Here is a 25,482-nt window from a genome sequence, read left to right as displayed (position 1 = left end):
AGGTCTCCTTGACCTGGATTAATTCGGTTGTGGCCAGCGACGGAAAATCAGCGAGGTGTTGACCCCGCCGAAAGCGAAGTTGTTGTTCATCACGTATTCGTGGCTCATCTGGCGGAACTCGCCGCGCAGGTAGTCGAGCTTGCCGCAGTGCGGATCGACCTCGTCGAGGTTGAGCGTGTGCACGTACAGGTCGCGGTTGAGCATCTCGATGCTGAACCATGATTCCAGCGCCCCGCAGGCGCCGAGGGTGTGGCCCAGGAAGCTCTTTTGCGAACTGATCGGCATGCGTTCGCCGAACAGGGCACTGGTGGCCAGGGTTTCGGCGACATCGCCCTGCTCGGTGGCGGTGCCGTGGCCGTTGACGTAGCCGATGACGTCAGGCGCAAGGCCTGCGTCTTCCAGCGCCAGTTCCATTGCCCGGCGCATTGTGACTTGCTCGGGGCGGGTGGTGTGCTGGCCGTCGGCGTTGCTGCCGAAACCGACGATCTCGGCGTGAATGTGCGCACCGCGTGCCAGGGCGTGTTCCAGTTCTTCAAGCACCAGCATACCGCCGCCCTCGCCGATCACCAGACCATCGCGGCCCTTGTCGTACGGGCGTGGCGAGGTGTGCGGTGCATCGTTTTTCAGGCTGGTGGCGTACAGCGCGTCGAACACCATCGCCTCGGTCGGGCACAGCTCTTCGGCGCCGCCGGCGAGCATCAGCGGCAGGCGTCCGAACTTGATCGCCTCGTAGGCATAACCGATGCCCTGGCTGCCGCTGGTGCAGGCGCTGGAGGTCGGGATCAAACGGCCGGTGAGGCCGAAGAAGATGCTGATGTTCGCCGCCGTGGTGTGCGGCATCATCCGCACGTAGGAGTTGGCGTTGAGGCCTTCGGCGACCGAGTTGAGCAGCATGTTGCCGAATGCCTTGATCTCGTCGGTGCTGCCGGTGGATGAACCACAGGCCACGCCCATGCGCCCGTCCTTGATCGATTCGTCGCCGAGCAGGCCGGCATCGGCCAGCGCTTTTTCCGCCGCGCCGACGGCCAGCCGCGAAACACGACCCATGCTGCGCAGCTGTTTGCGGGTCCAGTGCGCCGGCACCTGGAAATCATCGATGGGCCCGGCCAGACGGGTGTTGAGCTCGCTGAAGCGATCCCACTCGTCCATCCGGCGGATGCCGCTGCGGTTGGCGGCGAAATTGCCGGCGATGGTGTCCCAGTCGCTGCCCAGCGAGGTAATGCCGGCCATGCCGGTGACGACGACGCGCTTCATCAGCACAAGCCTCCGTTGACCGCCAGCACCTGGCGGGTGATGTACGACGCTTCCGCCGACATCAGGAAATTCACCGCACCGGCCACCTCTTCAGGCGTGCCCATGCGTTGTGCGGGGATCATTTTCATCAGTTCTTCCACCGGCACGTTTTCATCCAGCATCGCCGTGTCGATCAGGCCCGGCGCAACGCAGTTGACCGTGATCTTGCGCTTGGCCAGTTCGATCGCCAAGGCTTTCGCGGCGCCGATCACACCCGCTTTCGACGCGCTGTAATTGACCTGGCCACGGTTGCCGATCAGCCCCGAGACCGAGGTGATGCAAACGATGCGACCAGCGGCGCGGCGGCGGATCATCGGCATCATCACCGGGTGCAGGACGTTGTAGAAACCGTCGAGGTTGGTGCGCAGCACCACGTCCCAGTCATCGTCGCTCAGGGCCGGAAAGGCGCCGTCGCGGGTCAGGCCGGCATTGAGCACCACGCCGTAGTAGGCGCCGTGGGCTTCAACGTCGGCTTCGAGGATGGCTTTGCAGGTTTCGCGATCCGCCACGTCGAATTGCAGGATGCGCGCGTTGCGGCCGAGCGCTTCGACTTCGGCTTTCACTGCTTGGGCTTCCGTCATGCCGCTGCGGCAATGCAGGACGATATCGTGGCCGGCGCTGGCCAGGCGCAGGGCAATGGCGCGGCCGATGCCACGGCTGGAGCCGGTGACCAGTATTGATTCAGTCATCGTTCGACTCCTTGTTTGTTTCGTTGCGGGATTGCTCTAGATAGTCCGCCGCGTGGGGCGGGCGGAACACGTTCAGCCGGGCGCTGGCCTCGATGCCGGGTGCGTTGATGTGGCATTCGAATACACCCATGCCGTTGTCGTCTTCCAGCGAGCGCAGGCCATGGATGGTCAGTTCGCTGCCAACCGGAAAGGCCGCGACATTGCATTCGAACTTGCGTGTGCCGAGCAGAAAGCCCAGCTCCACCGGGTTGCCTTTCTGCCGCGCATGGCAGCCGGCGAACGCGGCGACGCTTTGCGCCATCAACTCGACGCCGACCCACGCCGGCAGGCTGCCGTCGGGCAGGCTGAACAGGCCGCCGGGCCGGACGGTGAGGGTGGTGTGGATCTGTTCGTCGTCAAAGCTCAGGATCCGGTCGATCAGGATCATGTCGCCAGCGTGGGGCAGCAATTCGGCGAGCGGCCAGTGGGTCATGGGGCGTCTCCGATAATCAGGCTGACGTTATTGCCACCGAAGGCAAACGAGTTGCTCATCAGGTAGCGGGGTGCAATGGACGCCAGGCGTTCGTTTGCGGTCACCCACTTGAGCGGTGGAAGGTCCGGATCCGGCTGGCCATCCCAGACGTGCGGCGGCAAGGCGTGGTCAGGGTTGTCGGCACTCAGGCTCAACCAGCAGAACGCTGCTTCCAGTGCGCCGGCGGCGCCGAGGGTGTGGCCGGTCATCGGTTTGGTCGAGGAACACGGCACGCCTTCGGCAAACAGCGCGGCGACGGCCAGGCTTTCCATGGCATCGTTGTGCTGGGTCGCGGTGCCGTGCAGGTTCAGGTAGCTGATGTCGCCGGCTTGCAGGTGGGCTTGATCGAGGGCTTTTTGCATCGATTGCAGCGCGCCACGGCCGGTCGGTTCCGGCGCGGAAATATGGTGCGCGTCGGAACTGGCGCCAGCGCCGAGCAGGGCGATGCCCGGCCCTGTACCGCGTTCTTTGCTCATCACGAACAGGACCGCCGCTTCACCGATGTTGATGCCGTTGCGGTTGGCGGAAAATGGATTGCAGCGCTCGTCCGACACCGCTTCCAGCGCACTGAAACCGTTGAGGGTCAGTTTGCACAGGCTGTCGACACCGCCGCACAGCACCGCGTCGCACAGGCCCAGATCGAGCAGGCGTCGGGCGCTCATCAGCGCGCGTGCGCTGGAGGTGCAGGCGGTGGAAATCACATAGGCCGGGCCGCTCAGTTGCAGCCAGTCGGCGAGGAAATTCGCCGGGGCGCCGAGTTCCTGTTGCCGATAGTCGTAATCGGCCGGGAACTGTCGGTCGCGAATGTAGCGCGCCAGGCCACGGCTGGCCTCGTCGATGCCCGAAGTGCTGGTGCCGAGCACCACACCGATGCGCTCGCGCCCGTAAGTCTGGATCGCCTGCTCGATGTCATCGCGAATCTGCAGCGCGGCTTCCAGCAACAGTTGATTGTTGCGGCTGCGCTGGTCGGCCAGCGCCTCGGGAATCGGCGCCAGATCGCCGTGCACGGCGGCCACCGGCAGCTCGCGCTCCGGCACCCAGCCGGACTCGCGGCGCATGCCCGAGCAGTCGCCGGCAAACAGGTTGCGTGCCACGGCTTGCTTGTCGCGCCCCAGGGCGCAGATCACGCCGAGGGCATTGAGGTAGGCGGTCATGACGTCGGTTCACCGAGTGGCGTTACGCGATAGTGCGGGCCTTGTGGCAGGTTCAATTCGAAGTTCAAGGGTTGGGTGTAACGAATGTCCCAGCGCGCCGGCAGGGAACGTTGGCCGCCCTGTTGCTGCGCGTCGGGGTAGTTGCGCGACAGCTCGCCTGCCGGGGTCAGGGCGAACAGCAGCGCGGCGAACAACTCCCGGGCTTCCGGGTTGGGCGGCAGCAGGCCGTCGGCCTGCCAGTGCCCGTCGATCAACTGCTGGCGTGCTTGGGGAATGCCCAGCGGATCCATCATCGACCAGCGGATGCCGGGGCCTTCGCACTGGATCACCAGCAACCAGTCTTGCTGTTGCCCGGCCAGGTGACGCTCGATATGCAGTTGCATCGGCAGCGGCAGGCTCGGGTTGCCGGCCGGCAGCGGCGCCTGACTGGCGCAGGCACCGAGCAGCAAGACGCAGGCGAGCAGCAGAACACGCAACATCAGACAGCCTCGTTCAAGGGTTTGCGGGCCACCACGTTGACCAGGGTTTCTTCCCGCTGGCCAAAGGGCTTGGGCTGGCGCAGACCAAAACGCTCGAGCAGACCGAAATCCTTCGACCGGCTCCACCACAGGTACGGGTACGAAACGTTCTGTTCGGCGAACTCGAAACCCTGCTGGCGAATCATCTCCAGGTACTGCGCCGCGCTCTTTTGCACGTGCATCGGATGGCGGAACAGCCAGCGAATCACCCACGTATCAATGTAAGCCTCGGTGGACTCGGCGAACAGCAGATAACCACCCGGCTTGAGCACCCGATAGAACTCGGCGAGGGCTTTTTCCTGCTCCACCAGATGATGGAAGGTCTGGTGACAGAACAGCAGGTCTACGCTGGCGTCCGGCACATTGAGCGTTGCGCAGTCACTGCCGATCAGCTCGACGTCGAAGCCCTGGCGCGCGGCCTCGGCGGCGCTCAGTTCAAGGCTGTGCGGGTCGGCATCGACCCCGATCAGGCGCTGTGGCGCGAAGGTCTGGCGCAGGTGACCGAACGACTTGCCCTGACCGCAGCCGGCATCCAGCAGCACCGGATTGGCCGGCAATGATTCGCTGAACAGTCCGCGCAGATCGTTGATCGCCACGCGCAACACATGGTGCTGCCAGGTGTGGCTGCGCAGGAACCGGAAGCCGAAGCGGGTTTCCTCGACGTAGTTGTCGCTCAGGTAATTCATGTGTCGTCCCTTGCACAGAGTTCGGAGATCGTTTTCAGCCGACGGCGCGCTTCACTGACGAACGGGTTGCGTTCGTCCCAGGCGTAACCGGCGAGGATCGAGCAGATCATGCGGCGGATTTCCGGCGAGCCTTGCTCGTGGAAAATCACGTCCTGGAAAGTGCCGGCGTACCAGCCTTCGACGTAGCAGCGGAAGGTGTCGACGCCGCGTTTCAGCGGCTCGGCGAACTCCCGTTGCCAGTCCACCGTTTCGCCCTGCAACTGCCGATGAAGCACACCGGCGGCCATGCTCGCCGAACGCATGGCAATGGTCACGCCCGAAGAGAACACCGGGTCGAGAAATTCCGCCGCGTTGCCCAGCAGCGCAAAGCCCGGGCCGTGCAGGGTTTTAACATTGGCCGCATAGCCGCCGAGGGTGCGCGCCGGGGTGTCCCACACGGCGTTGTTCAGCACCTTGGCGAGGCTTGGGGTTTCGGCGATGAAACCGCGCAGGCAGGCGTCGAGGTCGGTATCGCGACCTGCGAAATGTTCAGCGGCAGCCACCACGCCGACGGAGCAGCGACCGTTGCTGAACGGGATCGACCAGAACCAGATGTCGCGATGCTGCGGGTGGGTGGTGATGAGGATCTTCTCGCGGTCGAAGTCGGGATGATCGATGTGGTCTTCGACGTGGGTGAAGACGGCCTGACGAACCGGGAAATTCGACGGCGCTTCCAGGTCGAGCAGGCGCGACAGCACGCGGCCGTAGCCGCTGGCATCGAGGACAAAGTCGGCTTCGACGCGGTACTCGCTGCCGTCTTCGCGACGCACATCCAGCTGCGGTCGCGGGCGTTCGAAATCGACGCTGACAATCGCGTCGCCGTAGCGGATTTCCGCGCCCTGCAACGCCGCCTGATCGGCCAGCAATTTGTCGAAGTCGGCGCGTTGCACCTGCAGCGTCGTGGGCTTGCCGGCGGTGAAGGTGTCACCAAAATCGAAGGCGCTGTAGCGCTCGCCCCAGGCGAACGCCGCACCGTTCTTGCGCTGGAACCCGGCGGCATTTACCGCTTCGAGCATGCCGGCTTCTTCGACGAAATCCAGACAATGGCAGAGCAGGCTTTCACCGATGGAGAACCTCGGGAAATGCTGGCGCTCGATCACCAGCACGTCGTGTCCCTTGCGCTTGAGCAATGCGGCGGCAATGGCGCCGGAGGGGCCGGCGCCGATGATCACGACCTGACGGGATTCCATTTCAACGATTGGCACGCGAGCTCCTGGGTACGGCAATAGGGTTCAGTGACGCCCGGTGCAGGCCGATGAAGGCCGGCAACAGCGTCGCGATCAGACCCATCAGCATCAGCGCAAAGTACAGCGCCGGGCTGATGAGCTGTTGTTGCAACAGCAGGTTGAGAAAAACGATTTCGCTCAAGCCGCGAATGTTCAGCAGCACGCTTTCGCGCCAGCGACTGGCGCCTGCGAACGACGCGCCGGCCCAGCCGAGGCCGAGCCAGTTGCCCAGGATTTTGCTGGTGATCGGCAACAGCAGCAGCGCCGCCCATTGCACGGCGCCGAGGCTGGCGAGGGCGCTGTGCACGTCGATCTGGACGATGCCGAAAGTGAGGATCAGCGGAATCGCGACCCACGTCTGCAAACGGTTCATCCAGTGCGCCGGCAGCGGCAACACCAGTGGCACCTTGAGCGCGGCCATGCACAGCAGATAGCCGATGCCGAAAATCAGAGCGTTGAGTTTGTAGTGTTCGGCCAGCACCAGCAGCGCAAAGAAGCCGAGGCTGTAGGTCAATGGCCGGCGTATGCCGAACACCCGCAGCAGCACCGGCACGCAGGCCATCCCCAGCGGCAGCAACAGACTGCTCAGGTGCAGGCTGCCCTGAGCGAGGCCGAACAGGGTCCAGCAGGTCAGGTCGATCAGGATTGCGGTCTGCACCAGACGCCGGGTGGCGGCGGGCGGATAGTCGATGTGGCGCAGGTACAGGTACAACACCGGGATCGCGGTGATGGCGAACACCAGACCGATGGCCAGCGAGTTGATCCACGGTTGCGTCGGCAACAGCCAGTACGCCGTCGCCAGGCCGCAGGTGAACGGCACGGCGAAACTCGGCAGGGCGATCTTCACGCTCTGACGGTCCAGACGCAGGTCGATCACGTCGCTGAGGATGTGCCCCAGCAGTAGGGCGAAGCTCAGGCTGTAGAGGTTTTTCAGCCAGCCCGGCGCGATCAGTTCGGCGCCGTTGAGTTGCCAGCCCGGTTCGATCCAGAAGTACATCAGCAGCGGCAGGCCGAAGCTGGCCAGCAGCAATTGACTGACGATCGGGATCAGTCCGAAATGCCGGCCGACCCGGGTGGCGACGAAGAACAGCGCCAGGGCCATCAGCCAGAAAATCACCACCATCATGCTGCAGGCTCCGTGACGGTAACCGCATGGGCCTGACGCCCGGCCCATGGCGCGAGCATGAAGCTGAACGCCAGCCCGAGGCTCACCGACAGGCCGAAGTTGCTCACCGCCGGCGTACTCGACACCGCCAGCAGGCCGAACGACAGCCAGGTGGTGGCGGCGGCGAGCAAGGTGCCGAGCAGGCTGACCGCCGCGCCGCCGACCTGCTCGCGCATGAGGATTGCGTAGTCGACGCTGATCGCTGTCACCAGCAACAGGCCGAACAGGCTGAACAGGGTCAGCGGCTGACCGAGCCAGCCCAGGCTGGCGAGGCTGCACAGCGCAGCGAGCAGCGGCAGGGCGACGATCCGCAGCGCGCCACCAATACCGAACGGCAGCATCAGCACCAGCACGATCAACACACAGGACGCGAGTTTCAGTTCAGCGGCGCTGATCTGGGTCTGGGCGAACACCTTGTTCAGATCGCCGAGCCGGTCCACCAGCATCACGCCCGGCAGGTCCAGCGCCTGTACCCGCAGCAGCGACGGATTATTCAAGCCTTGCAAGCTGACCATCGCTGCCACGCCGTCCTCGGTCGGCCCGAGCCACAGCGTGCGGTACGGCTCGCCGAGCGGACCGGCCAGTGCCGCATCGATGTCTTCGGCGGGCAGGGTCTGCAACTGTTGCAGTTCGGTTTGCAGCGCCGCCAGCGGCACGCCGACCTCCAGCAACGGTTGCCAGAACTGCGGCAACTTGCTCAGCGCTTCACGCACCTGTTGCTGTTGAGCTGGCGGGCTGACCAGTTGATTGAGCGCCAGATAACCCTGCAACTTGTCGAGGTTGACCAGTTGATCCAGCCGCTCGCTCAGGGCCGCTTGCCGTTCCAGCAATTGCTGCTGATCGGCGGCGCGCACCAGGAAGAACTGGCTGGTCGGCTGATAGCCGGTAATTCGCGCGATGGTCTGCGCTTCATCGGTCAGGCGTTGCGGCGCACCGACCCACTGGCGGATGTCGTTCTTGCTCTCCAGTTGCAGCAGGCCACCGACGCAGAAGGCGATCAGCAGGGCCAGCAATACCGGCGTTCTGACGTGTTCGAGCAGGGTTTCCCGCAGTCGCACCAGACGCTCGGCCAGTTGCAGCGGCCATTGCGCCGGGCGCAGTTCGACGTTTTTCAGCAGCGCCGGCAGCAGGCACACCGCCGACAGGTAGGCGCCGAGCAAACCGGCGGCGGAAAACACCGCGATCTGGGTCAGCGCCGGGAAAGGCGTCCAGGCCAGTGCCAGGTAACCGATGGCGCTGGTGATCAGGCTCAACGTCAGCCCGGACAGGGTCAGGCGCAACGCCGGCCAGCTGTGCCACGGCTTGAGGCTCCAGCTCTTGGACAGGTAGTGCAGCGGGTAATCCACCGCCACGCCGATCAGGCTGGAACCAAGCACCAGTGTCATCACGTGCATGTGCCCGAACAGCGCCACACAGGCCACTGCGCCGAACAGCATGCCGACCAGCACCGGGATGAACGCCAGCAGCACCCGCCAGCGGCGGAAGGCGAGCAGCAACAGAAGCAGAATGCCGACCGTGGCGCCACCGCCGACCCAGGTCATTTCCCGGGTCGCCTGTTGCTGGCCGTTGGCGGCGTACAGCAGGCCGCTGGCGGCCAGCAATTGCACGTCGGCACTCGCCGCTTGCTCACGGCTGTGTTGCAACAGGGCGGCGACTTGCAGCGGCTGATTCATGTCGAAGGCGCTGCCGGTGGTGCGTGCGCGCAGCAGCACCCAGCTTTTGCCGTCGGCGTCGGCGATCAACGCGCCGCTGCCGATGTCCAGTTGCACCGCGCCATGTTGCGGCTGGCTGTTCTGGATGCGCCCGGTCAGGCCCAGCCAGTCGTCCTGGCTCGTCACCAGACTGAAGCCGGTGAACGGGTCGAACAGCGCCTGCACCCGTTGCTGGATGAAGGCGTCGGGATGTTCGGTCAAAAGTTGCCGGTCATCCGCCGAGAGCATCGCCAGCCGCCCTTGCAGCAACTGCGTGCGCAGGGCCGGCAGGTCGGCTTGCAGGTTCCACTGAACCTTTTCGAACAACCCGCTGGCCTGCCATTGCTCGCCCAAGGTCTGGGCCATGGCAACGGCTTGCTGGCGATCGGCGTGACCGACCAGCACCAGCATGTCGCGGTTGAGCGGTTCCTGCATGCGTTGTTCAGCGCGCAGTTCGAGGGCGTCCGGGTGGGTGCCGGGTACCAGTTCCATCAGGTTGGCCGACAGCGGCGCGCCGTCGCGCCACTGCCAGGCGCCCAGTGCGACGACAGCCAGCAGCAGGATCAGGAACAGCCAGGGCAGCCTGCGTTCACTCGGCAAAGTCATGTTGCTCCGCGTCGCTCAGAGGTTGGCCGGCAGTGCTGTCCTGCATGCGCAGCACGGTGCTGTCGCCCTGGGTTTCCAGCAGTTCGATGGTGTTCACCAACGTGCCGCCGCTGATGTTGATTTGGTTGAAGACCTGCTTGAGCAGCACCGAGCGCGGGGTCAGGGTCAGTTGCCATTTCTGCGCATCGCCGCTCAGGGCCAGTTCGAAATCCCGTTGCAGACCGCTGCTGTCGCCTTGCAGCACGGCGAGGAACAAACGGTTCTGCTCGGCCCCGGCGCTCTTGTTCGGCAGCAGTTGCCAGCCGGTGGCATCACGCCGGGCGATGCCTTTGGCGCTGATGCGGTAATCCTGTTGCAGCGGGGTTTTCAGCAGCCACAGCAACCCGTGGTTTTTCGCCAGCACGAAGCTGCCCTTGCTGATCAGCGGCTGGGGCAGGGCGCGCAGGTGTTTTTCCTGGGTGAACTGGCCGTGGATCACGTCTGGTTTCGCCAGTTGCTCGCTCAACTGTTGCAGGTCGAAGGCGTTGGCCAGCGACGACAGTGTCAGCAGCGCCAGGGCCCCAAGGGATTTCAGAAACACATTCATCGCAGCATCCTTTCCACGGCATCGGTGAAGACTTTCGGCGAGGCCAGTTGCATCTCGCGGCTGCTGACTTCGACGGCGACCTGCACCGAGCTGGCGCGGGTCAGGCGTTCGCCGGTCTGCGCATCGGTGATCAGGTAGTTAATCTTCAGGCGGTTCTCCCATTCCACCAGACTGGCGCGCACGTTCAGCCGCTGGCCGAACACCGCGCTGCGCACGTAGCGCAGTTGCAGGTCGATCACCGGCCAGGCATAGCCCGAGTCGACCATCTGGTTGTAGTTGTGGCCGATCTTGTCGAGCAATGCGCAACGCGCCACTTCCAGGTATTTCACGTAATGGCCGTGCCAGACGACGTGCATGGTGTCGACGTCAAAGAACGGCACGAGGATTTCCGTATCGGCGTGAAGCACTCCGGCACTACGCATGCAGCCTCCAGTGTTGTTCGGCGATGCGTTGCAGGCACAGGCGCAGTTCGCCTTCCAGGGCACGGTCTTCGATCACTGGCGGGAAGTCCTGGGCCAGTTGTTCATGCATCGCCGCCAGCGACGGTGGCAGCGGACGCGCGTCTTCATCGCGACCGCGCAGCCATACGCCTTGATTGGCCGCCAGCAGCGTGGCGGCGGCGACCTGCTCGGTCAGCTCCAACACACGAATGGCGTCGCGGGCGGCGATGGTGCCCATGCTCACCTTGTCCTGGTTGTGGCACTCGGTGGAGCGCGAGAAGACGCTGGCCGGCATGGTGTTTTTCAACGCTTCGGCGGTCCAGGCGCTGGCGCCGATCTGTACGGCCTTGAAGCCGTGGTTGAGCATCGCGCGGTCGGCGCTGGCGCCGGACAGGTTGCTCGGCAAACCGTGGTTGTAACGCTCGTCCACCAGCAGCGCGAGTTGTCGGTCGAGCAGGTCGGCGACGTTGGCCACGAGGTTTTTCAGGCTGTCCATGGCGAACGCGATGTGACCGCCGTAGAAGTGCCCGCCGTGCAGCACGCGCTCGGCTTCGGCGTCGATGATCGGGTTGTCGTTGGCGCTGTTGAGCTCGGTCTCGATGAACGAACGCAGCCAGTTCAGGCTGTCGGCCAGCACGCCGAGCACGTGCGGCGCGCAGCGCAGCGAGTAACGATCCTGCAAGCGGTGCAGCGGCGCGGTTGGTGCGTCGATCGCCAAATCCTTGCGCAGCCACGCGGCGACCTGCATCTGACCCGGATGCGGTTTGGCGGCGAACAGGCGCTCGTCGAAGTGTTCCGGATTGCCTTGCAGCGCCACCACGTTCAACGCGGTGATGCGGGTGGCCAGTTGCAGCAGGTAATCGGCGCGGGCGTACGCCAGGCAGGCCAGACCGGTCATCACGGCGGTGCCGTTCATCAATGCCAGCGCTTCTTTCGGGCGCAGCACCAACGGTGTCCAGCCCAGTTCGCGGTGCACGTCGGCAGCCTGGCGACGCTCGCCCCGGAACATCACTTCACGCTCGCCGGACAGGGTCGCGGCGACGTAGGACAGCGGCGTCAGGTCGCCGCTGGCGCCCACCGAACCTTCTTCAGGGATCAGCGGCAAAATGTCGTGTTCAAGGAAGGCATGCAGGCGCTCCAGCAACTCGACGCGCACCCCTGACACGCCGTGGCACAGCGACTGCAAACGCGCCGCCAGCACCGCGCGGGTGGCCTGGGCGTCGAGCAGTTTGCCCAGTCCGCAGCCGTGGAACGTGTAGAGATGACGCGGCAGCGCCTCGACGTGATGCAGCGGCACCGCGACCACGCAGGAATCGCCGTAACCGGTGGTCACGCCGTAGATCACGCCTTCCTTGTCCAGCAGCGAATCGAGGAACCGCGCGCCCTTGGCGATGCGTTCGCGATAAGGCGCGTCGCTCTGCAACTGCACGGGCGCCTGACGGTTGGCCAGGGCCAGCACGTCTTCGATGCGCAAAGGGCGTTCGCCGAAGGTGACCGGCTCAGGAGTTGGCGTTGTCATCGGTTTTCCAGAATGGGTAAAAGTTGAACCATTGGCACGGTGCTTCGAGGCAATAGTGACTCAGGCGTTGCGCATAGCGGGTGGCCCACTGATGAATGACCTGTTCGCGCTCGCGGCGTGACCACACCACAGCGTCGGCGAACGGCTCGAGAGTCAGACGATAGTGGCCGTCAGGTTGCTTGAGGCACATCAGCAGGTTGACCGGGCATTTCAGCAGGCCGGCCAGCAGCCATGGTCCTTGCGGGAACGGTGCCGGGTGGCCGAGAAAGTCCACGGTCACGCTGCGCCCGCCGTGCAGCGGCACGCGGTCGCCGGCAATCGCCAGCCACTCGCCGCGCTCCAGGCGTTCGTGCAGTTGCAGCATGATCACCGGGTCCAGTTCGCTGACCTGGATCAATCGCAGATTGGTCGCCCCGGCTTCGCCCAACAGGCGATTGAATTGCTCGGCGTGCTTGGTGTGCACCAGCACGTTCATGGTGACCTTTTCACCCAGCTCCGCCAGCGCCCGGCACACTTCGAGGTTGCCCAGATGCGCGCCCACCAGCATTTGCCCGCGACTGCCGCGCAACTGATTGCGCAGCAGCGCCGGGTCGATGATTTCGATCTGCTCGATCTTCAGCTTGCCGTTCCACACGTCGAGCTTGTCGAGCAGCGAATCGGCGAATGCCATGAACTGGCGGAACACCCGCCACCGGGTCGGGCGCAGTTCGTGGCGACCGCTCCAGTCGGCGAGGCGCTGCTGATACTGCCAGGCACTGCGCCGGGCGGTGCGGCCAAACAGGAAAAAGTACAGGACGATGCCGTACAGCAACGGGCTCAGCAGGCGTCGGCCAAGAACCTTGGCGGCGAACGCGGTGAATTTCATCAGCAGGAAACTGCCGCGCTCTTCGCGGTCGGCCCAGTGCTTCTTGTCGGTCTCGACGGTCATGAGCGCCACCGTCGCCAGAGGATTACGGGCAGGCGCAGCAACATGCCGAAGAACAGGCGCGTATGCATGCTCGAAATCAGCACGTTGTCGTGGAACAGGCGAAAGTGCGACACGCCGTCCAGCGGGTAATGCACGCTGGTCTGCAACCAGCGCATCGGCTGATTGCGCCATGACAGGCGCACCAGAATGTCCGAGTCGAAATCCATGCGCTTGCCGATCCGCGCGGAGTCGATCACGCCCAGCGTCGGTTCCAGCGGATACACCCGGAAGCCGCACATCGAGTCGCGAACCTGCAGCGACAAGGTGTTGATCCACACCATCACGTGGGTCAGATAACGCGCATACAAACGGCCCTTGGGCACGCTGGCGTCGTACAGCGGATAACCGCAGACCAGCGACTTGGGGTGAGCGCGGGATTCTTCGATGAAGCGCGCGACATCCTGCAAGTCGTGCTGACCGTCGGCGTCGACCTGCAAGGCATGACTGAAGCCGAGCCGCGCTGCTTCACGCAGGCCGGTCATCACCGCGCCGCCCTTGCCCTGGTTGGCGGTGAGGCGCACCAGATACACCCGCTCGCGCTCGGCCAGCACGTCGAGCACCGCCGCGCAGGATTTGCTGCTGGCATCGTCCACCAGAATGCACGGCAGATCCTGGGCGAGCAGGGCGTCGACCACCGTGCCGATGGCGGTTTCGTGGTTGTAGACCGGGATGACGGCGCAAGGGTTATGCATCGCCAGTCCCCAGCAGAATCCGCCCGCTGGAGCAGGTGGCGGTGTCGTTGCGATAGGCGAAATACAACTTGCCGCGCTCCGGGTCGAAGCGCAGGTGCAACTGGATTTCATCGCCGGGGCGCACCAGTTGCTGGAATTTCAGTACTTCCATGCCGGCGAACGCGCCGGGCAGGTTCAGCAGTTGCCGACCCAGGTTCAGCGCCCATTCGACCTGCACCACGCCCGGCAGCACCGGGGCCTTGGGGAAGTGGCCGCTGAAGTAGGCCAGGTCCGGCGGAACGCTCAATTGCAGGTTCCATTCGCCCTCGGTTTCGGCCTGCTCCAGAATTTCCGGTGCTTTTGGCCGTGGGGCCAGCAGCAAGGCTTCGACGTCGGCTTGAGGCAATTTGCCCTGCGAGGTCAGCGGCAACTGTCGCAGCAGACGCCAGCGGCGGGGCAGGGCGAGGGCTTCGCAATGGTCGCCGAGATGACGGCGCAGGGTTTCGGTCAGGCTGCGCCGACCATGCTCGCGCAAGGCAAACAGGCCGGATTCGCTGAGCACCAGCAGCGCGCCGAGCGACGCACGGTTTTCTTGCACCACGCCCAGACGCGCTTCGGCGACCCAGTCGTGGGCCACCAGCGCCTGTTCAAGCATCGGCAGGGAAATACGTTTTTCTTCGAGTTTGACGATCCGGTCGAGCCGCCCGAGCAATTCAAAGCGGCCATCGGCCTGAATGCGCGCCGCATCGGCGGTGTGTTCGACATGCCCGGCGGGCAGATAAGGCGAAGCGATCAGCAAGGCATCGTCGCTGTCCTGGCTCAACTCGACGCCGGCAAATGGCTGCCACAACGATTCGCCCTGACGCCAGGCGATGCCGCCGGTTTCCGAGCTGCCGAGGATTTCCGTCGGCCACTGTCCCAGGCGTTGATGCAGGCTTTGTACGGCGTCAGCCGGCAGTGCGCCACCGGACGAAAACACCCGGCGCACGACGCTCAACGCGGGCCAGTCGAGGTTGTCGCCCATGCGTTTGAGCAGCGCCGGACTGGCGACCCAGGCGAAGGCCGGGTGCTCGCGGCTGGCGCGTTGCAGGTCTTCCGGAAAGGCCAGTTGCTTGCGCAGGAACGGACGCCCGGCGCACAGCGGCCACAGCACGCGGAACAGCAGACCGTAGATGTGCTGGGTGGCGACGCTGCCGAGGATGCAGGCCTCACCGAGATCCGCGCCCCACAGTTGCTCAAGGGCTTCGACTTCGTTGGCCAGTTGGCGCAGGGATTTGTCGATGCGCTTGGGCTCGCCGCTGGAGCCGGAGGTGCACAGGCTCAACCGGCACTGGTCTAGATCCAGTTCGGCAGCGGGCAGGGCCGGTTGCAGCAGATCGCTCAGGCGAGCGTCACCGGCCTGATCGGTCAGCCACAGATCGACGTCGTTCGACCAGCGCTGGCGGGTCTGCGCTTGCAGATCCGAGGGCAGCAACACGCTGACGCCGGCACGCCAGGCGCCGAGCAGGGCGACGGCCAGGTCGGCGGCATCTTCCAGATGCACCGCCAGACGTTGCACGCCGCGCGCTTGCAGACCGGCGGCCAGGCTCAGAGCCTGTTCGCGCAGTTGTGCGTGATCGAGTACCGGTGCGCTCGTGACAACACGCGCCGGCAGGGCCTTGAGCAACAGCTGCTCAAGTTTTATCCAGTTCATGGGCGACCTCTTACCCGTTGTCGTATCAGCCATTCAATGGCAAACATCAGGCCGATCAATCCGTAGGAGATCAGGCCGGTGTACAACATCCACCAGTTCAGCGGCGCCCACAGTGTCAGCAGGGCGGCGCACAAACCGTTGCAAAAGAAAAACACGCTCCAGGCCACGGTGACCTGACGGGTGTAACGAATCGCCTTCGGCGGCAGTTGCGGCTCACGCAGGCGAGCCAGACGCTCGACCATCGGCGGGCCGTATTTCAGGCTCAGGCTGAACAGCACCAGCATGAAGCCGCTGATCAGCACCGGGTACCAGCGCAACAGCAAAGGGCTGTCGAACACCGCCAGCAGCAGGCAGAACACGATCGCCACACAGGCCATCCACAAACTGCCGGGCTTGCGTTCGCCGGTCAGCGCCCGGGCCAGCCACAGACCGCCCAGCAGCAGACCGAACTGCCATGGCGCGAAATGCTCCATGCCGAAATACACCGCAAAGGGATACAGCAGGCCTGCCAGCAGCAGGCCGAGGCCGATCAGTCGGCTCATGCGGCTGGTTGAACCAGACGGTAGACCGCCTCGACCACGTCGCTGACGGTGCGCACCGACTTGAATTCCTCGGCGGCGATTTTCTTGCCGGTCTGGCGCTTGATGTGATCGATCAGGTCGACGGCGTCGATGCTGTCGATTTCCAGATCCTGATACAGGTTGGATTCCAGGCTCACGCGGGCCGGATCCAGTTCGAACAGCTCGACCAGGGCATCGCGCAGGGTGTTGAAAATGTCGTCACGAGTTTGCATGGTCCGGTCTCAAGCTGCCTGTTTTGCCGTGACGAACGCCGCAAGGCTCGCCACGTTGGAGAAATGGTTGCGGGTGTCCTTGGCATCGGCGTCGATCTTGATGCCGTACTTTTTCTGGATCGCCAGGCCGAGCTCCAGGGCGTCGACGGAATCCAGGCCCAGGCCTTCGCCGAACAGCGTCTGGTCGTCGCCGATGTCCTCTGCGCTGATGTCTTCGAGGCCCAGGGCGTCGATGATCAGCTCTTTGATGTCACGGTTTAGATCGCTCATCTTCGGCGAGCTCCTTGATAAAGAATTGGTGCAAATAGTCGTTGAGCTTGCGCGAAGCCTGGGGTGCTGGCCCCTGCGCGGCGAAAGTCTGTGGGTCTATATCGGCCCCGACGCGAAAACTGAAGTGCACGCGGCGACTCGGAATGCGATACCAGGGCTCGGCCTTGGTCAGGGTGGTCGGACTGACGTGGATGACCACCGGGGTGACGATTTTCGCACCGCGCAATGCGATGGCCGCCGCGCCCCGATGAAAGGCCGGCGCCTGACCCGGTTGGGTGCGGGTGCCTTCGGGGAAAATGATCAGGGTCTGCCCGCTCTGCAAGGCGCCGGCGGCGGCGTCGAGCATGTCCATGCTGCCGTCGTTGCTGATGTATTCGGTGCTGCGCAACGGGCCACGGGTGAAGGGGTTTTCCCACAGGCTTTTCTTCACCACGCAATTGGCCCGGCGCACCAGACCGATCAGGAACACCACATCGATCAGCGACGGGTGGTTGGCGATGATCATCTGCCCCGGGCGACCGAGACGTTCGGCGCCCTGAATGTCGTAGGTCAGCACGCCGGTACGGGCCATGAACCGAACGAAAAACCAGAACAGCCGGCTGACGGTCTGGCGCGCCCGCTCGCGATGCGCCCTGGCATCGCCCGGCAGGCAGCCGAGCAAGGGAAATACCAGCAGGCGCAGGCACAGGCCACCGAGCCCGAACAGGGCGAAGCTGGTGGCGGTGGCCAGCAGACGCCAGTAATAGGCGTCGCGGTTTTTTCCGATTACAGGTTGCGTTGCCAGGTCCATAGACGAGTCTTCCAGGCATGTTGGCAAAGGGGCTGCTGACCGAGCAGGGTTCGCAGCAGATTCAGCGCATGGGGCCACTGCGTTTTGGACAGTGCTTCGGGGGCGCTGTTCAGGGTCAGCCGCCAGTCGGTACCGGGGGTGAGCAACAGCCCGACGGCATAGGGAAACGGTACGTCGTCGATCCACGTCGAATAGGCTTCGGGCGGCTGTTCCTCGGTGATCACCAGCAGCACCGCCGGGGCGCCTTCGTTCAGCAACGTGGCCGCTTCGAGCATGCCGTGTTCAAGGCCGTCGCCAGCCGCGGCGAGGGCGGTCATTTCGCTTGTTTCGCCGCGCATGATCGACCACAGGCCGATGATCGCGTTGTGCACCGACAGGCTGAACTGGGTCGGCGACAGCGGCTGTTCGTTGGCCAGATCGCTGAGAATTTCAAAGGTGCGCGGGGTTTCGCCATGCCGTGATACGAACACCAGCGGCAGATTTTCCCGACCGTCGGCCAGCGGCCAGCCAACACTGAACGCCATCCGCGCCAGACGACTGAGACGACGGCGCTGCATGGCCGGCAGAAACGACACATCGGGTGCGGCATCGCTGCCTTCGAGCACGACCGGCTGTCGGCTCCAGGCTTGCCAGGCTTCCACACTGTCGAGCCCGGGAGCCCAGGCGCGCCATTGGGCGATGTTGAAGTTGATCACGGACATTTATCCCGCCCCTGCGGGCTGATTTGACGCGGTTTCGCCAACGTCGCCGCTGAGCTGATTTAGCCGGAAATGGCATGGCGCGTGGCGCCGGGTGGCGCGCATTATCCCGGTGCGACGAGTGTGTAGCAAATGCTGGTTACATTTTGCGCGGTGAAATGGACCGAATGGTACGCAGCAAAAACTGTCACTTGGCCATTATCCAGATTGTCGGGTGTCTGTCTGTCGGGCGAATCGGCGATCAATGGGTGTCTTTGCGCCGTATTCATTGGGATATTGGCGCTTGACGCTGTAGTCCGTGTCCATCGAGGTAGCGAACCGGCACCGGGCACCACTACACTCGGTCATTCTTTGATACACGGAGGTTTTGTCATGCGGCGCGTGGTGTTCAATCAGAAAGGTGGCGTGGGCAAATCCAGCATTGCCTGCAATCTGGCGGCGGTGAGCGCCAGCGAGGGTTATCGCACGCTGTTGGTGGACCTCGATGCCCAGGCCAATTCCACTCAGTATCTGACCGGGCTCACGGGTGACGACATTCCGATGGGCATTGCCGACTTCTTCAAGCAGACCCTGTCTTCCGGGCCATTCTCAAAAAAGAATCAGGCGGATATCTACGAAACGCCGTTCGACAACCTGCACATCATTACAGCCACTTCGGAGCTGGCCGACTTGCAGCCCAAGCTCGAGGCCAAACACAAGATCAACAAGCTGCGAAAGCTGCTCGACGAGTTGTCGGAAGATTACGACCGGATCTATCTGGATACGCCGCCGGCGCTGAATTTCTATGCGGTCTCGGCCCTGATTGCCGCTGATCGGGTACTGATTCCCTTTGACTGCGACAGCTTCTCGCGTCAGGCCCTCTACGGTCTGATCGCCGAGATCGACGAGTTGAAGGAAGACCACAACGAAGGCCTGGAAGTCGAAGGCATTGTGGTCAACCAGTTCCAGGCCCGGGCCAGTCTGCCGCAGCAGATCCTCGACGAACTGATCGCCGAGGGCCTGCCGGTATTGCCGGTCTACCTCGCCAGTTCAGTGCGCATGCGCGAGTCGCATCAGGCCAACACGCCGCTGATCCACCTCGACCCACGGCACAAGCTGACGCAGCAGTTCGTCGAGCTGCATAACCTGCTCGAAGACGCCTGAACCCCTGTCAGATTCCCTGGCTGCGCAGCCAGGCCATCAACTGCGGCAACGGGAAGGCCCCGCTCTGACGGGCCACTTCCCGGCCGTTGCGGAACAGAATCAGGCTAGGAATCGAACGAATCCCCAACTGCGCCGACAACTGCTGATTGGCCTCGCTGTCCAGCTTGGCCAGCCGGCACTTGCCCGCCAACTGCGCAGCCGCCTGCTCGAACACCGGCGCAAACGACTTGCACGGCCCACACCAGTCCGCCCATACGTCCACCAGCAGCGGCAGATCACCCTTGATCTGACTGGCGTAATCGCCTTGCTTGAGTTCAAACGGCTTGTTCAACAGCACCTCGGACTTGCAGCGCCCGCACTTCGGGTGATCGTTGAGGCGCTCGGCGGGGATGCGGTTGAGGCCGTTGCAGGAGGGGCAGGGGATGAGGAGTGGGTCGGTCATGATCGGGATCCGGTGGAGAGCTGATAACTCCTAGTTGGAGACGTTTGCTCATATTTTCAATCGTGCAGTGTTTGGCTGTGAGCCTAGGCTGAGATGGACCGGTCGAGACCCGTTGGTCTGCTCGGTCATATCGCAACTTGCGATAATTTTGATCTGTGATTAACTCCCCATAGCAGAATGCGATAAGGATGTTGCATGCATGTCATCACCGGAAAACGAATACGAGAAGCGAAGGCCAAATGGCCTAACGCAGCTACAGCACTGGACCACTGGCTGGAAGTGGCGAAAGGGAGCAAATCGCCAGATTTTGCGGCGCTGAAGGCCTTGTTTCCAGCTGTCGACAAAGTGGGTGATTTTCACGTTTTTGATATTGGCGGTAACAAGCTCAGGTTGATCGCTTATGTCAGATATCGACCTCAAAAGTTGTACATCAGACATGTGTTGGATCATCGCGAATATGACCGCGGTAAATGGAAGGAGGCTAAGGCATGAGTGTTCTGATCAAAAAAGCCGCTGAGCACTGGGAGTTCGTTTCGCCTTTGCTGCGCAAGCCGAAAAGCGAAGACGACTACGACAGGCTCGTTCAAGCCCTTGACGAGCTGCTCGAAATGACGGGCGATGATGAGTCTCATCCTTTAATGAGTCTGGTAGATATCATCGGTGACTGGATTGAAGAATGGGATCGCGTGCATCACCCGACGCCTAAACCGCCCGGTTTTGAAGTGCTGGGGTATTTGATGCGTGAGCATGGTTTGACCCAGAGCGATTTACCGGGTGTGGGCACTCAGTCTGTTGTTTCGGAAATCCTCAGTGGAAAGCGCCAGTTGAATCTGCGGCAGGTCCGCTGGCTGGCCGAGCACTTCAAGCTACCTGTTGACGTGTTTATCTGAAAGCAAACCAGTGTGTCCAGAGTCGTGGCATTGGCACTCTGAGCATGTTGCGCGGCTTTTTCAGCCGGCGCTGTCATCTAGCCTGACGCGAGGGTGCACGGCTCCGAGACAGGAGACCGTGCGCTTCATGAGGAACAACTGATCTCCAAATGCTTGCCCCACTCCGGCGGCCGTTCCGCATAGCTCTCCATTCCAGGTTGTTCCTCGAATGGATTGCTCAGCACCGTATGCAACCGGCGCACTTCTGAATAGTCACCCTGCTCGGCAGCATCAATCGCCTTCTGCGCCAGATAGTTGCGCAGGATATACAGCGGATTCACCGCATGCATCCGCGCGAGGCGCTGTTCCTGATCGGTTGCACCATCGCGTGCGACACGGGCGACGTAGCGCTTGCCCCAGGCATCGAAACCCTTGATATCGACGAAGTCATCGCGCAGGCGAGCGACGGCCTGTTCGGCTGACTGTTCGCCCAGGCGGCGGAAGAACAACGTGTAGTCGACGCCGCTGTTCTGCATCAGTTGCAGCAGTTGCTCCAGCAGTTGCTGGTCGTCGTCCTCGGCGGTGGTGAAGCCGAAGCGGCGGCGCATCAGGTCGAGGTAATGGGCCTGGAACAGCGGCAGGTACAGGCCAAGGGTTTCGCGCAGGGCTTCGACGCTGATGAACGGCGTCAGGGCCTGGGCCAGGGCGCTGAGGTTCCACTGGCCAACGGGGACCTGATTGCTGAAGGAGTAGCGGCCCTGATCGTCGGAGTGATTGCAGATGAAGTTTGCGTCGAAATCGTCGAGGAAGGCGAACGGGCCGAAGTCGAAGGTGATGCCGAGGATCGACATGTTGTCGGTGTTCATCACGCCGTGGCAGAAGCCGTAGGCCTGCCATTTGGCGATCAGTTCGGCGTTGCGCTCGACGATCTCGCGGAACATCGCCAGATACGGTTCCGGCTGTTCCAGGCATTCGGGGTAGTGCATCGCCAACACGTGTTCGCCGAGCTGCTTCTGCTGTTCGGGACGCTTGGTGTAATAGAAATATTCGAAATGGCCGAAACGGATGTGGCTCGGCGCCAGGCGCAGCACCATCGCGGCGCGCTCCTGTTTCTCACGCCACACCGGAGTGTCGGAGCCGATCACGCAGGCGGCGCGGGAAGACGGGATGTTCAGCGCATGCAGCGCTTCGGACGCGAGAAACTCGCGGATCGACGAGCGCAGCACCGCGCGACCGTCGCCCATGCGCGAGAACGGCGTCTGCCCGGCGCCCTTCAGATGCAAGTCCCAGTGCTCGCCGGCCGCGTTGTAGACCTCGCCCAGCAACAACCCGCGGCCATCGCCCAGTTGCGGGGTGTAACCGCCGAACTGATGCCCGGAATAGACCATCGCCCGCGGCTCGGCATCGGCCCACAGCTTGTGGCCGCCGAACAGTTCGGCAAATTCCTGGGTGTCGGCCACCGCCGGGTCGAGATCCAGCAGCGCCAGGGCCGCAGGGCTGGCCACCACCAGTCGCGGATTGTCGATCGGTTCGGGCAGTACATGGGCCGAGAACGCATCGCCCAGGCGGGCGAAGCGGTTGTCGAAGGTCAGTTCGTCGAGGGCTTTCAAGGGCCGGCTCCAGCAGAATGTCCGAGCATTCTGCTGGGAATGGCCGGGTTAGTCGAGTTTGGCCGGCGGCGGTTCCTGCAACGGTTTCTGGTCGTCGCTGACCGGCACGATGGTTTTGGTTTCCGGTTCGATCGGCACCATCTTGTATTCCTGGCCGTGGAGGTTCTTCAGGTAAACCTCCATCTGGCGGAACGAGATGTTGATGTGCTGCTTCTTGAACTCGCGGTTGATGAAGCGGTTGACCTCATCGAGTACCGGGTTGCGGTCGCCGAGATCGCGCACATGCATGCGCAGTTCGTGGTCGAGGGTGCTTTCGCCGAAGTTGAGGAAGTACACGTGCGGCTCGGGTTCCTTGAGCACGCGCGGGTTTTCCCGGGCGGCCTTGAGCAGCAGTTCCTTGACCAGATCCAGATCCGAACCGTAATCGACGCCCAGTTTCAGGGTCACCCGGGTGATGGTATCGGTCAGCGACCAGTTGATCAGTTGCCCGGTAATGAACGTCTTGTTCGGGACAATGATGTCCTTGCGGTCGAAGTCGGTGATGGTCGTGGCGCGGATGCGGATCTTGCTCACTGTGCCCGACAGGTTGCCGATGGTGATGGTGTCGCCGATCCGCACCGGGCGTTCGAACAGGATCATGATGCCGGAGATGAAGTTCGCGAAGATCTCCTGCATACCGAAGCCGAGACCGACCGATAGCGCCGCCACCAGCCATTGCAACTTGTCCCAGCTCACGCCAAGGGTCGACAGGGTCGAGACGAAACCGACCCCGGCGATCACGTACGACAGCAGCGTCGTGGTCGCATAGGCACTGCCCTGGGCCAGGTTGAGTTTCGAAAGCACAAACACTTCAAGCAGACCCGGCAAGTTGCGGGCGAGCGCAAAGGTGATGCCGATGATGATCAGCGCGCCGAGCATGTCGCCGATGCTGATCGGCACCATGCTCATGTTGGCGCCGGTGCCGCTGGTGTATTCGTAGAGGGTGATGTTGTCGAGGTACGAGAACACCGTGATCAGGTCGGCCCAGACCCAGTACAGCGCGGCGATGAAACCGCCAAGCAGTGCCAGACGGATCAGGCGCAGGGACTGTTCGTTGACCTTTTCGATGTCCAGGGTCGGTTCTTCGATCACCGCTTCGCCGTCGCCGGCTTCCTTCGCGGCCTGACGTTTGGCCAGGGCGCGCTGGTAAGCCAGACGGCGTGCCGCAACCGCGAGGCCACGGACGAAAGTGGCTTCGATCACCAGCCAGAACATCAGCAGGTACAGGGTGTTGATCAAGCGGTCGCTGAGCTTCAGCGCGGTGTAGTAGTAGCCGAAGCACACCGCGACGAACAGCGCGATGGGCAGCAGGGTGAACATCACGCCCACGGCCTTGCGGAACAGCGAGGCGTTTTCGTGGGTCGGGCTGCTGATCAGCAGGCGGCTGAGCAGCCACGCCATCAGGGCATAGCAGGTCAGCACCACCGGCATGCCCAGCACATCGTCGGCCAGCGCCGCCGGTTGCAGCTCGGCGACCGCCACCACGGCCACCAGCGCCATGACCACCAATCCGAGGCGACGGACCCAGCCTTGCAGGAATTCGACCTGCGGCTTTTCCCAGCGGAAGTGCAATTCGGCCACGCCGCCCGGCGCGAGGATCCGGTAAGCGGTGTAGAACACCAGCCACGCCTGGGCCATTTGCAGCAGCGCCGCGCCCATGTTGGCGTTCTGCCCGCGGGCGTCGATCTGCAATGCCAGCCCGCACAGCGCCAGGCCCAGCGCCACCGGCATCGCCAGCAGAATATTGATCAGGATCGCCTGCGGTGTATGCCATTGGCTGTCACGCTTGAAGTGACCAATGTCCTGGTGAACCTTGTTCAGGCGCGAATACAGTTGCTTGCGCCGCCACAGCAGCGCACCGATCAGCAGCGCCAGCGGCAGGAACAACAGCGGTCGCTGGGTCAGGCCGTCGGTCAGTTCGCTGAAGCTCGAGGCCAGCGGCAAAGTGTCGATCTGACGCTTCAGGCGTTCCGGCACGCCGCGCATCCATTCGGTGTCCAGCGGCTTGTTGCTCGGAATCCAGAACATCTGCTCGTCGAGAGTCGCGCGCAGGCTTTGCGCAGTGCTCAGCAATTGTTTCTGGTTCAGTTGCAGGGTGATCGATTCGTTGAGCATCGCGCTCAATTCGCGGCTCAATCGCTCCAGCAGGTCGACGCGAGTGTTGGCCAGTTCCAGAAGACTCTTGCGCAGTTGCGGCGTGACTTGCTCCGGCGGCTGGGTGGACAGCAGGTTGTCGACGTACGTCGCCGGATTGCTCAGCTGTTCGCGTTGTTGGTTGATTTCGAACTGGTAAAGGCGAATGTCGGCGATCTGGTCCGCCAGATCGCGGTCGACCTTGAGACGCGGCAGGGCCTGCTTCTGTTTATAGAGAATCTTCGACAGCAGCAGGCTGCCCTTGAGCACGTTGATCTGCTCGTCGAGGGCCGAATCGCTCTGGGTCACGCTGTCCAGTTGCTGCTTGGTCTGCAGGTTCTGCTGGGTCAGTTCGTTGAGGCGGTCGGTGCTTTTGAGCAGGTAGTCAGAGAGCTTGAGGTTGGCCGCGCTTTCCGTGGCGAGCAGGGTGCTGCTGCCGGACTTCTGTGCCTCGATCGACTGCTGCGTCACGGTCTCCTGCGAGAGGGTCAGACGCTTCTGGTTGATCAGGGTTTGCAGTTCCTGAATCTCGCGGTCCAGACGGTCGGATTTTTCCGAGAGCAGGTCATGCTGGCTGTTGCCCAGATCCTGCAATTGGTTGTTGCCGGCCAGTTCCTGACGGCGCAGCGGGATCAGCGCGTTCAGGGCGGCCAACTCGGCGTTGAGCAGGTCGCGTTGTTCGGCGCTCACGGTCTTGCCGGCGTCCTTGCCGGTCTTGAGGATGTTGTTGATCTGCTGGATGCGCGTCTGGCTGCTGGCGATTTCCGCCTGGGCGCGCTCGGGGCGGGTCTGGGCGGTAATGATCAGGCTGTTGGCATCGGCCAGGGCCTTTTGCAGATCGCTTTGCTGGGTCGAGCGCTCGGTGAGCATCTGCTCCAGCTGCTGGATGTTTTCCTTGGGGAAGCGCTGCGCCACCGGCACCACGGCGCTGGCCTTGAGGCGGGTCAGTTCCCGTGCGTTCTCGATGGTCTGCTTCGGCGCAGTGGCCAGTTGCTGCTTGAGGTCGATGAGCTTCTGCTCATAGTCACGCCGGTTGTTGAGCTGGTTCAGCGTGTTTTGCAGGACCGTTTGCAGGGTCTTTTTATCGGCGTCGGGCAATTTGCTGTCGGCGATCTTGTCCAGACTGGCCTGCACGGCTTCGCTGGACGGCGGTTCGGCGGCTTGCAGCGGGCCGACGGAAAGACTCAGGCCCAGCAGGGCCGCGACGAAAAAGGAGCGCAGGGTAGGCATAGAGACCGGTC

The 25,482-nt window shown here is 63.1% G+C and carries 26 protein-coding genes; 3 read left to right on the top strand and 23 right to left on the bottom strand.

Features of this window, described 5'->3' with window-relative positions:
• Positions 1-18: 18 nt before the first annotated feature.
• From M5G18_RS23975 to M5G18_RS23880, 20 genes are read right to left on the bottom strand one after another with little or no spacing between them, the layout of a single operon-like run.
• Positions 19-1,254: a beta-ketoacyl-ACP synthase gene (locus tag M5G18_RS23975; RefSeq protein WP_085611127.1), complete on the bottom strand. Its 1,236-nt coding sequence runs from the start codon at positions 1,252-1,254 to the stop codon at positions 19-21.
• Complete coding sequence (locus M5G18_RS23970; protein ID WP_273896990.1) at positions 1,254-1,982, bottom strand: 3-ketoacyl-ACP reductase FabG2; 729 nt, start codon at positions 1,980-1,982, stop codon at positions 1,254-1,256. The genes M5G18_RS23975 and M5G18_RS23970 overlap by 1 nt, the downstream gene beginning before the upstream one ends.
• Positions 1,975-2,454, bottom strand: a complete 480-nt coding sequence (locus M5G18_RS23965) for a hotdog family protein (RefSeq protein WP_007952360.1) — start codon at positions 2,452-2,454, stop codon at positions 1,975-1,977. Before M5G18_RS23965 ends, M5G18_RS23970 begins: the two co-directional genes overlap by 8 nt.
• Positions 2,451-3,647, bottom strand: a complete 1,197-nt coding sequence (locus M5G18_RS23960; RefSeq protein ID WP_273896991.1) for a beta-ketoacyl-[acyl-carrier-protein] synthase family protein — start codon at positions 3,645-3,647, stop codon at positions 2,451-2,453. The genes M5G18_RS23965 and M5G18_RS23960 overlap by 4 nt, the downstream gene beginning before the upstream one ends.
• A complete protein-coding gene (locus M5G18_RS23955) occupies positions 3,644-4,126 on the bottom strand; it encodes a hypothetical protein (RefSeq protein WP_273896992.1) in 483 nt (160 codons plus the stop codon). Before M5G18_RS23955 ends, M5G18_RS23960 begins: the two co-directional genes overlap by 4 nt.
• Positions 4,126-4,851 (bottom strand): class I SAM-dependent methyltransferase, encoded by a 726-nt coding sequence (locus M5G18_RS23950; RefSeq protein ID WP_273896993.1) that lies wholly within the window; start codon positions 4,849-4,851, stop codon positions 4,126-4,128. The genes M5G18_RS23955 and M5G18_RS23950 overlap by 1 nt, the downstream gene beginning before the upstream one ends.
• On the bottom strand, positions 4,848-6,095 hold the full coding sequence (locus M5G18_RS23945; protein ID WP_273896994.1) for an NAD(P)/FAD-dependent oxidoreductase: 1,248 nt from the start codon (positions 6,093-6,095) through the stop codon (positions 4,848-4,850). The genes M5G18_RS23950 and M5G18_RS23945 overlap by 4 nt, the downstream gene beginning before the upstream one ends.
• Positions 6,082-7,242 (bottom strand): cation:proton antiporter, encoded by a 1,161-nt coding sequence (locus M5G18_RS23940; protein WP_273896995.1) that lies wholly within the window; start codon positions 7,240-7,242, stop codon positions 6,082-6,084. Before M5G18_RS23940 ends, M5G18_RS23945 begins: the two co-directional genes overlap by 14 nt.
• Complete coding sequence (locus M5G18_RS23935; protein WP_273896996.1) at positions 7,239-9,578, bottom strand: MMPL family transporter; 2,340 nt, start codon at positions 9,576-9,578, stop codon at positions 7,239-7,241. Before M5G18_RS23935 ends, M5G18_RS23940 begins: the two co-directional genes overlap by 4 nt.
• Positions 9,562-10,164 carry an outer membrane lipoprotein carrier protein LolA gene (locus M5G18_RS23930; protein ID WP_273896997.1) on the bottom strand — a complete coding sequence of 201 codons (603 nt, stop codon included), beginning with the start codon at positions 10,162-10,164 and terminating at the stop codon, positions 9,562-9,564. Before M5G18_RS23930 ends, M5G18_RS23935 begins: the two co-directional genes overlap by 17 nt.
• Complete coding sequence (locus tag M5G18_RS23925; protein ID WP_273896998.1) at positions 10,161-10,586, bottom strand: acyl-CoA thioesterase; 426 nt, start codon at positions 10,584-10,586, stop codon at positions 10,161-10,163. The genes M5G18_RS23930 and M5G18_RS23925 overlap by 4 nt, the downstream gene beginning before the upstream one ends.
• Positions 10,579-12,123 carry an HAL/PAL/TAL family ammonia-lyase gene (locus M5G18_RS23920; RefSeq protein ID WP_273896999.1) on the bottom strand — a complete coding sequence of 515 codons (1,545 nt, stop codon included), beginning with the start codon at positions 12,121-12,123 and terminating at the stop codon, positions 10,579-10,581. The genes M5G18_RS23925 and M5G18_RS23920 overlap by 8 nt, the downstream gene beginning before the upstream one ends.
• Positions 12,104-13,051, bottom strand: a complete 948-nt coding sequence (locus tag M5G18_RS23915; RefSeq protein ID WP_039766474.1) for an LpxL/LpxP family acyltransferase — start codon at positions 13,049-13,051, stop codon at positions 12,104-12,106. The genes M5G18_RS23920 and M5G18_RS23915 overlap by 20 nt, the downstream gene beginning before the upstream one ends.
• Complete coding sequence (locus M5G18_RS23910; protein WP_273897000.1) at positions 13,048-13,782, bottom strand: glycosyltransferase family 2 protein; 735 nt, start codon at positions 13,780-13,782, stop codon at positions 13,048-13,050. The genes M5G18_RS23915 and M5G18_RS23910 overlap by 4 nt, the downstream gene beginning before the upstream one ends.
• The gene (locus M5G18_RS23905) at positions 13,775-15,454 is read right to left on the bottom strand and encodes an acyl-CoA synthetase family protein (RefSeq protein ID WP_273897001.1); all 1,680 of its coding nucleotides are present in this window, start codon (positions 15,452-15,454) and stop codon (positions 13,775-13,777) included. The genes M5G18_RS23910 and M5G18_RS23905 overlap by 8 nt, the downstream gene beginning before the upstream one ends.
• Positions 15,451-15,996, bottom strand: a complete 546-nt coding sequence (locus M5G18_RS23900) for a COG4648 family protein (protein WP_007952346.1) — start codon at positions 15,994-15,996, stop codon at positions 15,451-15,453. The genes M5G18_RS23905 and M5G18_RS23900 overlap by 4 nt, the downstream gene beginning before the upstream one ends.
• Positions 15,993-16,247, bottom strand: a complete 255-nt coding sequence (locus tag M5G18_RS23895; protein WP_007947135.1) for an acyl carrier protein — start codon at positions 16,245-16,247, stop codon at positions 15,993-15,995. The genes M5G18_RS23900 and M5G18_RS23895 overlap by 4 nt, the downstream gene beginning before the upstream one ends.
• Before the next feature lie 9 nt (positions 16,248-16,256).
• On the bottom strand, positions 16,257-16,517 hold the full coding sequence (locus tag M5G18_RS23890; protein ID WP_007952344.1) for a phosphopantetheine-binding protein: 261 nt from the start codon (positions 16,515-16,517) through the stop codon (positions 16,257-16,259).
• On the bottom strand, positions 16,498-17,307 hold the full coding sequence (locus M5G18_RS23885) for a lysophospholipid acyltransferase family protein (RefSeq protein WP_273897002.1): 810 nt from the start codon (positions 17,305-17,307) through the stop codon (positions 16,498-16,500). Before M5G18_RS23885 ends, M5G18_RS23890 begins: the two co-directional genes overlap by 20 nt.
• Positions 17,283-18,008: a beta-ketoacyl synthase chain length factor gene (locus tag M5G18_RS23880; RefSeq protein WP_273897003.1), complete on the bottom strand. Its 726-nt coding sequence runs from the start codon at positions 18,006-18,008 to the stop codon at positions 17,283-17,285. Before M5G18_RS23880 ends, M5G18_RS23885 begins: the two co-directional genes overlap by 25 nt.
• 369 nt (positions 18,009-18,377) lie before the next feature.
• On the opposite strand from M5G18_RS23880, the gene M5G18_RS23875 reads away from it, so the two are divergent.
• Entirely contained in the window at positions 18,378-19,148 is a 771-nt protein-coding gene (locus tag M5G18_RS23875; protein ID WP_207984806.1) for a ParA family protein, read from the top strand.
• Positions 19,149-19,155: 7 nt separating this feature from the next.
• On the opposite strand, the gene trxC is transcribed toward M5G18_RS23875, so the two are convergent.
• Positions 19,156-19,590, bottom strand: a complete 435-nt coding sequence (gene trxC / locus M5G18_RS23870; protein ID WP_064592954.1) for a thioredoxin TrxC — start codon at positions 19,588-19,590, stop codon at positions 19,156-19,158.
• A 195-nt stretch (positions 19,591-19,785) separates the two neighbouring features.
• Here trxC and M5G18_RS23865 point away from each other — a divergent pair, with 195 nt between their 5' ends.
• Positions 19,786-20,082, top strand: a complete 297-nt coding sequence (locus tag M5G18_RS23865; protein ID WP_007952335.1) for a type II toxin-antitoxin system HigB family toxin — start codon at positions 19,786-19,788, stop codon at positions 20,080-20,082.
• Positions 20,079-20,480 carry a helix-turn-helix domain-containing protein gene (locus tag M5G18_RS23860; protein WP_039766491.1) on the top strand — a complete coding sequence of 134 codons (402 nt, stop codon included), beginning with the start codon at positions 20,079-20,081 and terminating at the stop codon, positions 20,478-20,480. Before M5G18_RS23865 ends, M5G18_RS23860 begins: the two co-directional genes overlap by 4 nt.
• Positions 20,481-20,605: 125 nt before the next feature.
• Here the strand turns inward: M5G18_RS23860 and selO are convergent, their stop codons facing one another.
• Together selO and mscK are read right to left on the bottom strand one after the other, a co-directional pair.
• Positions 20,606-22,069: a protein adenylyltransferase SelO gene (gene selO, locus M5G18_RS23855; RefSeq protein WP_273897004.1), complete on the bottom strand. Its 1,464-nt coding sequence runs from the start codon at positions 22,067-22,069 to the stop codon at positions 20,606-20,608.
• Positions 22,070-22,117: 48 nt separating this feature from the next.
• Entirely contained in the window at positions 22,118-25,471 is a 3,354-nt protein-coding gene (mscK, locus tag M5G18_RS23850; RefSeq protein ID WP_273897005.1) for a mechanosensitive channel MscK, read from the bottom strand.
• Positions 25,472-25,482: the final 11 nt, after the last annotated feature.

Source organism: Pseudomonas aphyarum (assembly GCF_028657055.1).
GTDB classification, from domain to species: Bacteria; Pseudomonadota; Gammaproteobacteria; order Pseudomonadales; family Pseudomonadaceae; genus Aquipseudomonas; species Aquipseudomonas aphyarum.
Note: the sequence above shows the minus strand (reverse complement) of the source record. Positions and strands in the feature narration are given on the sequence as shown.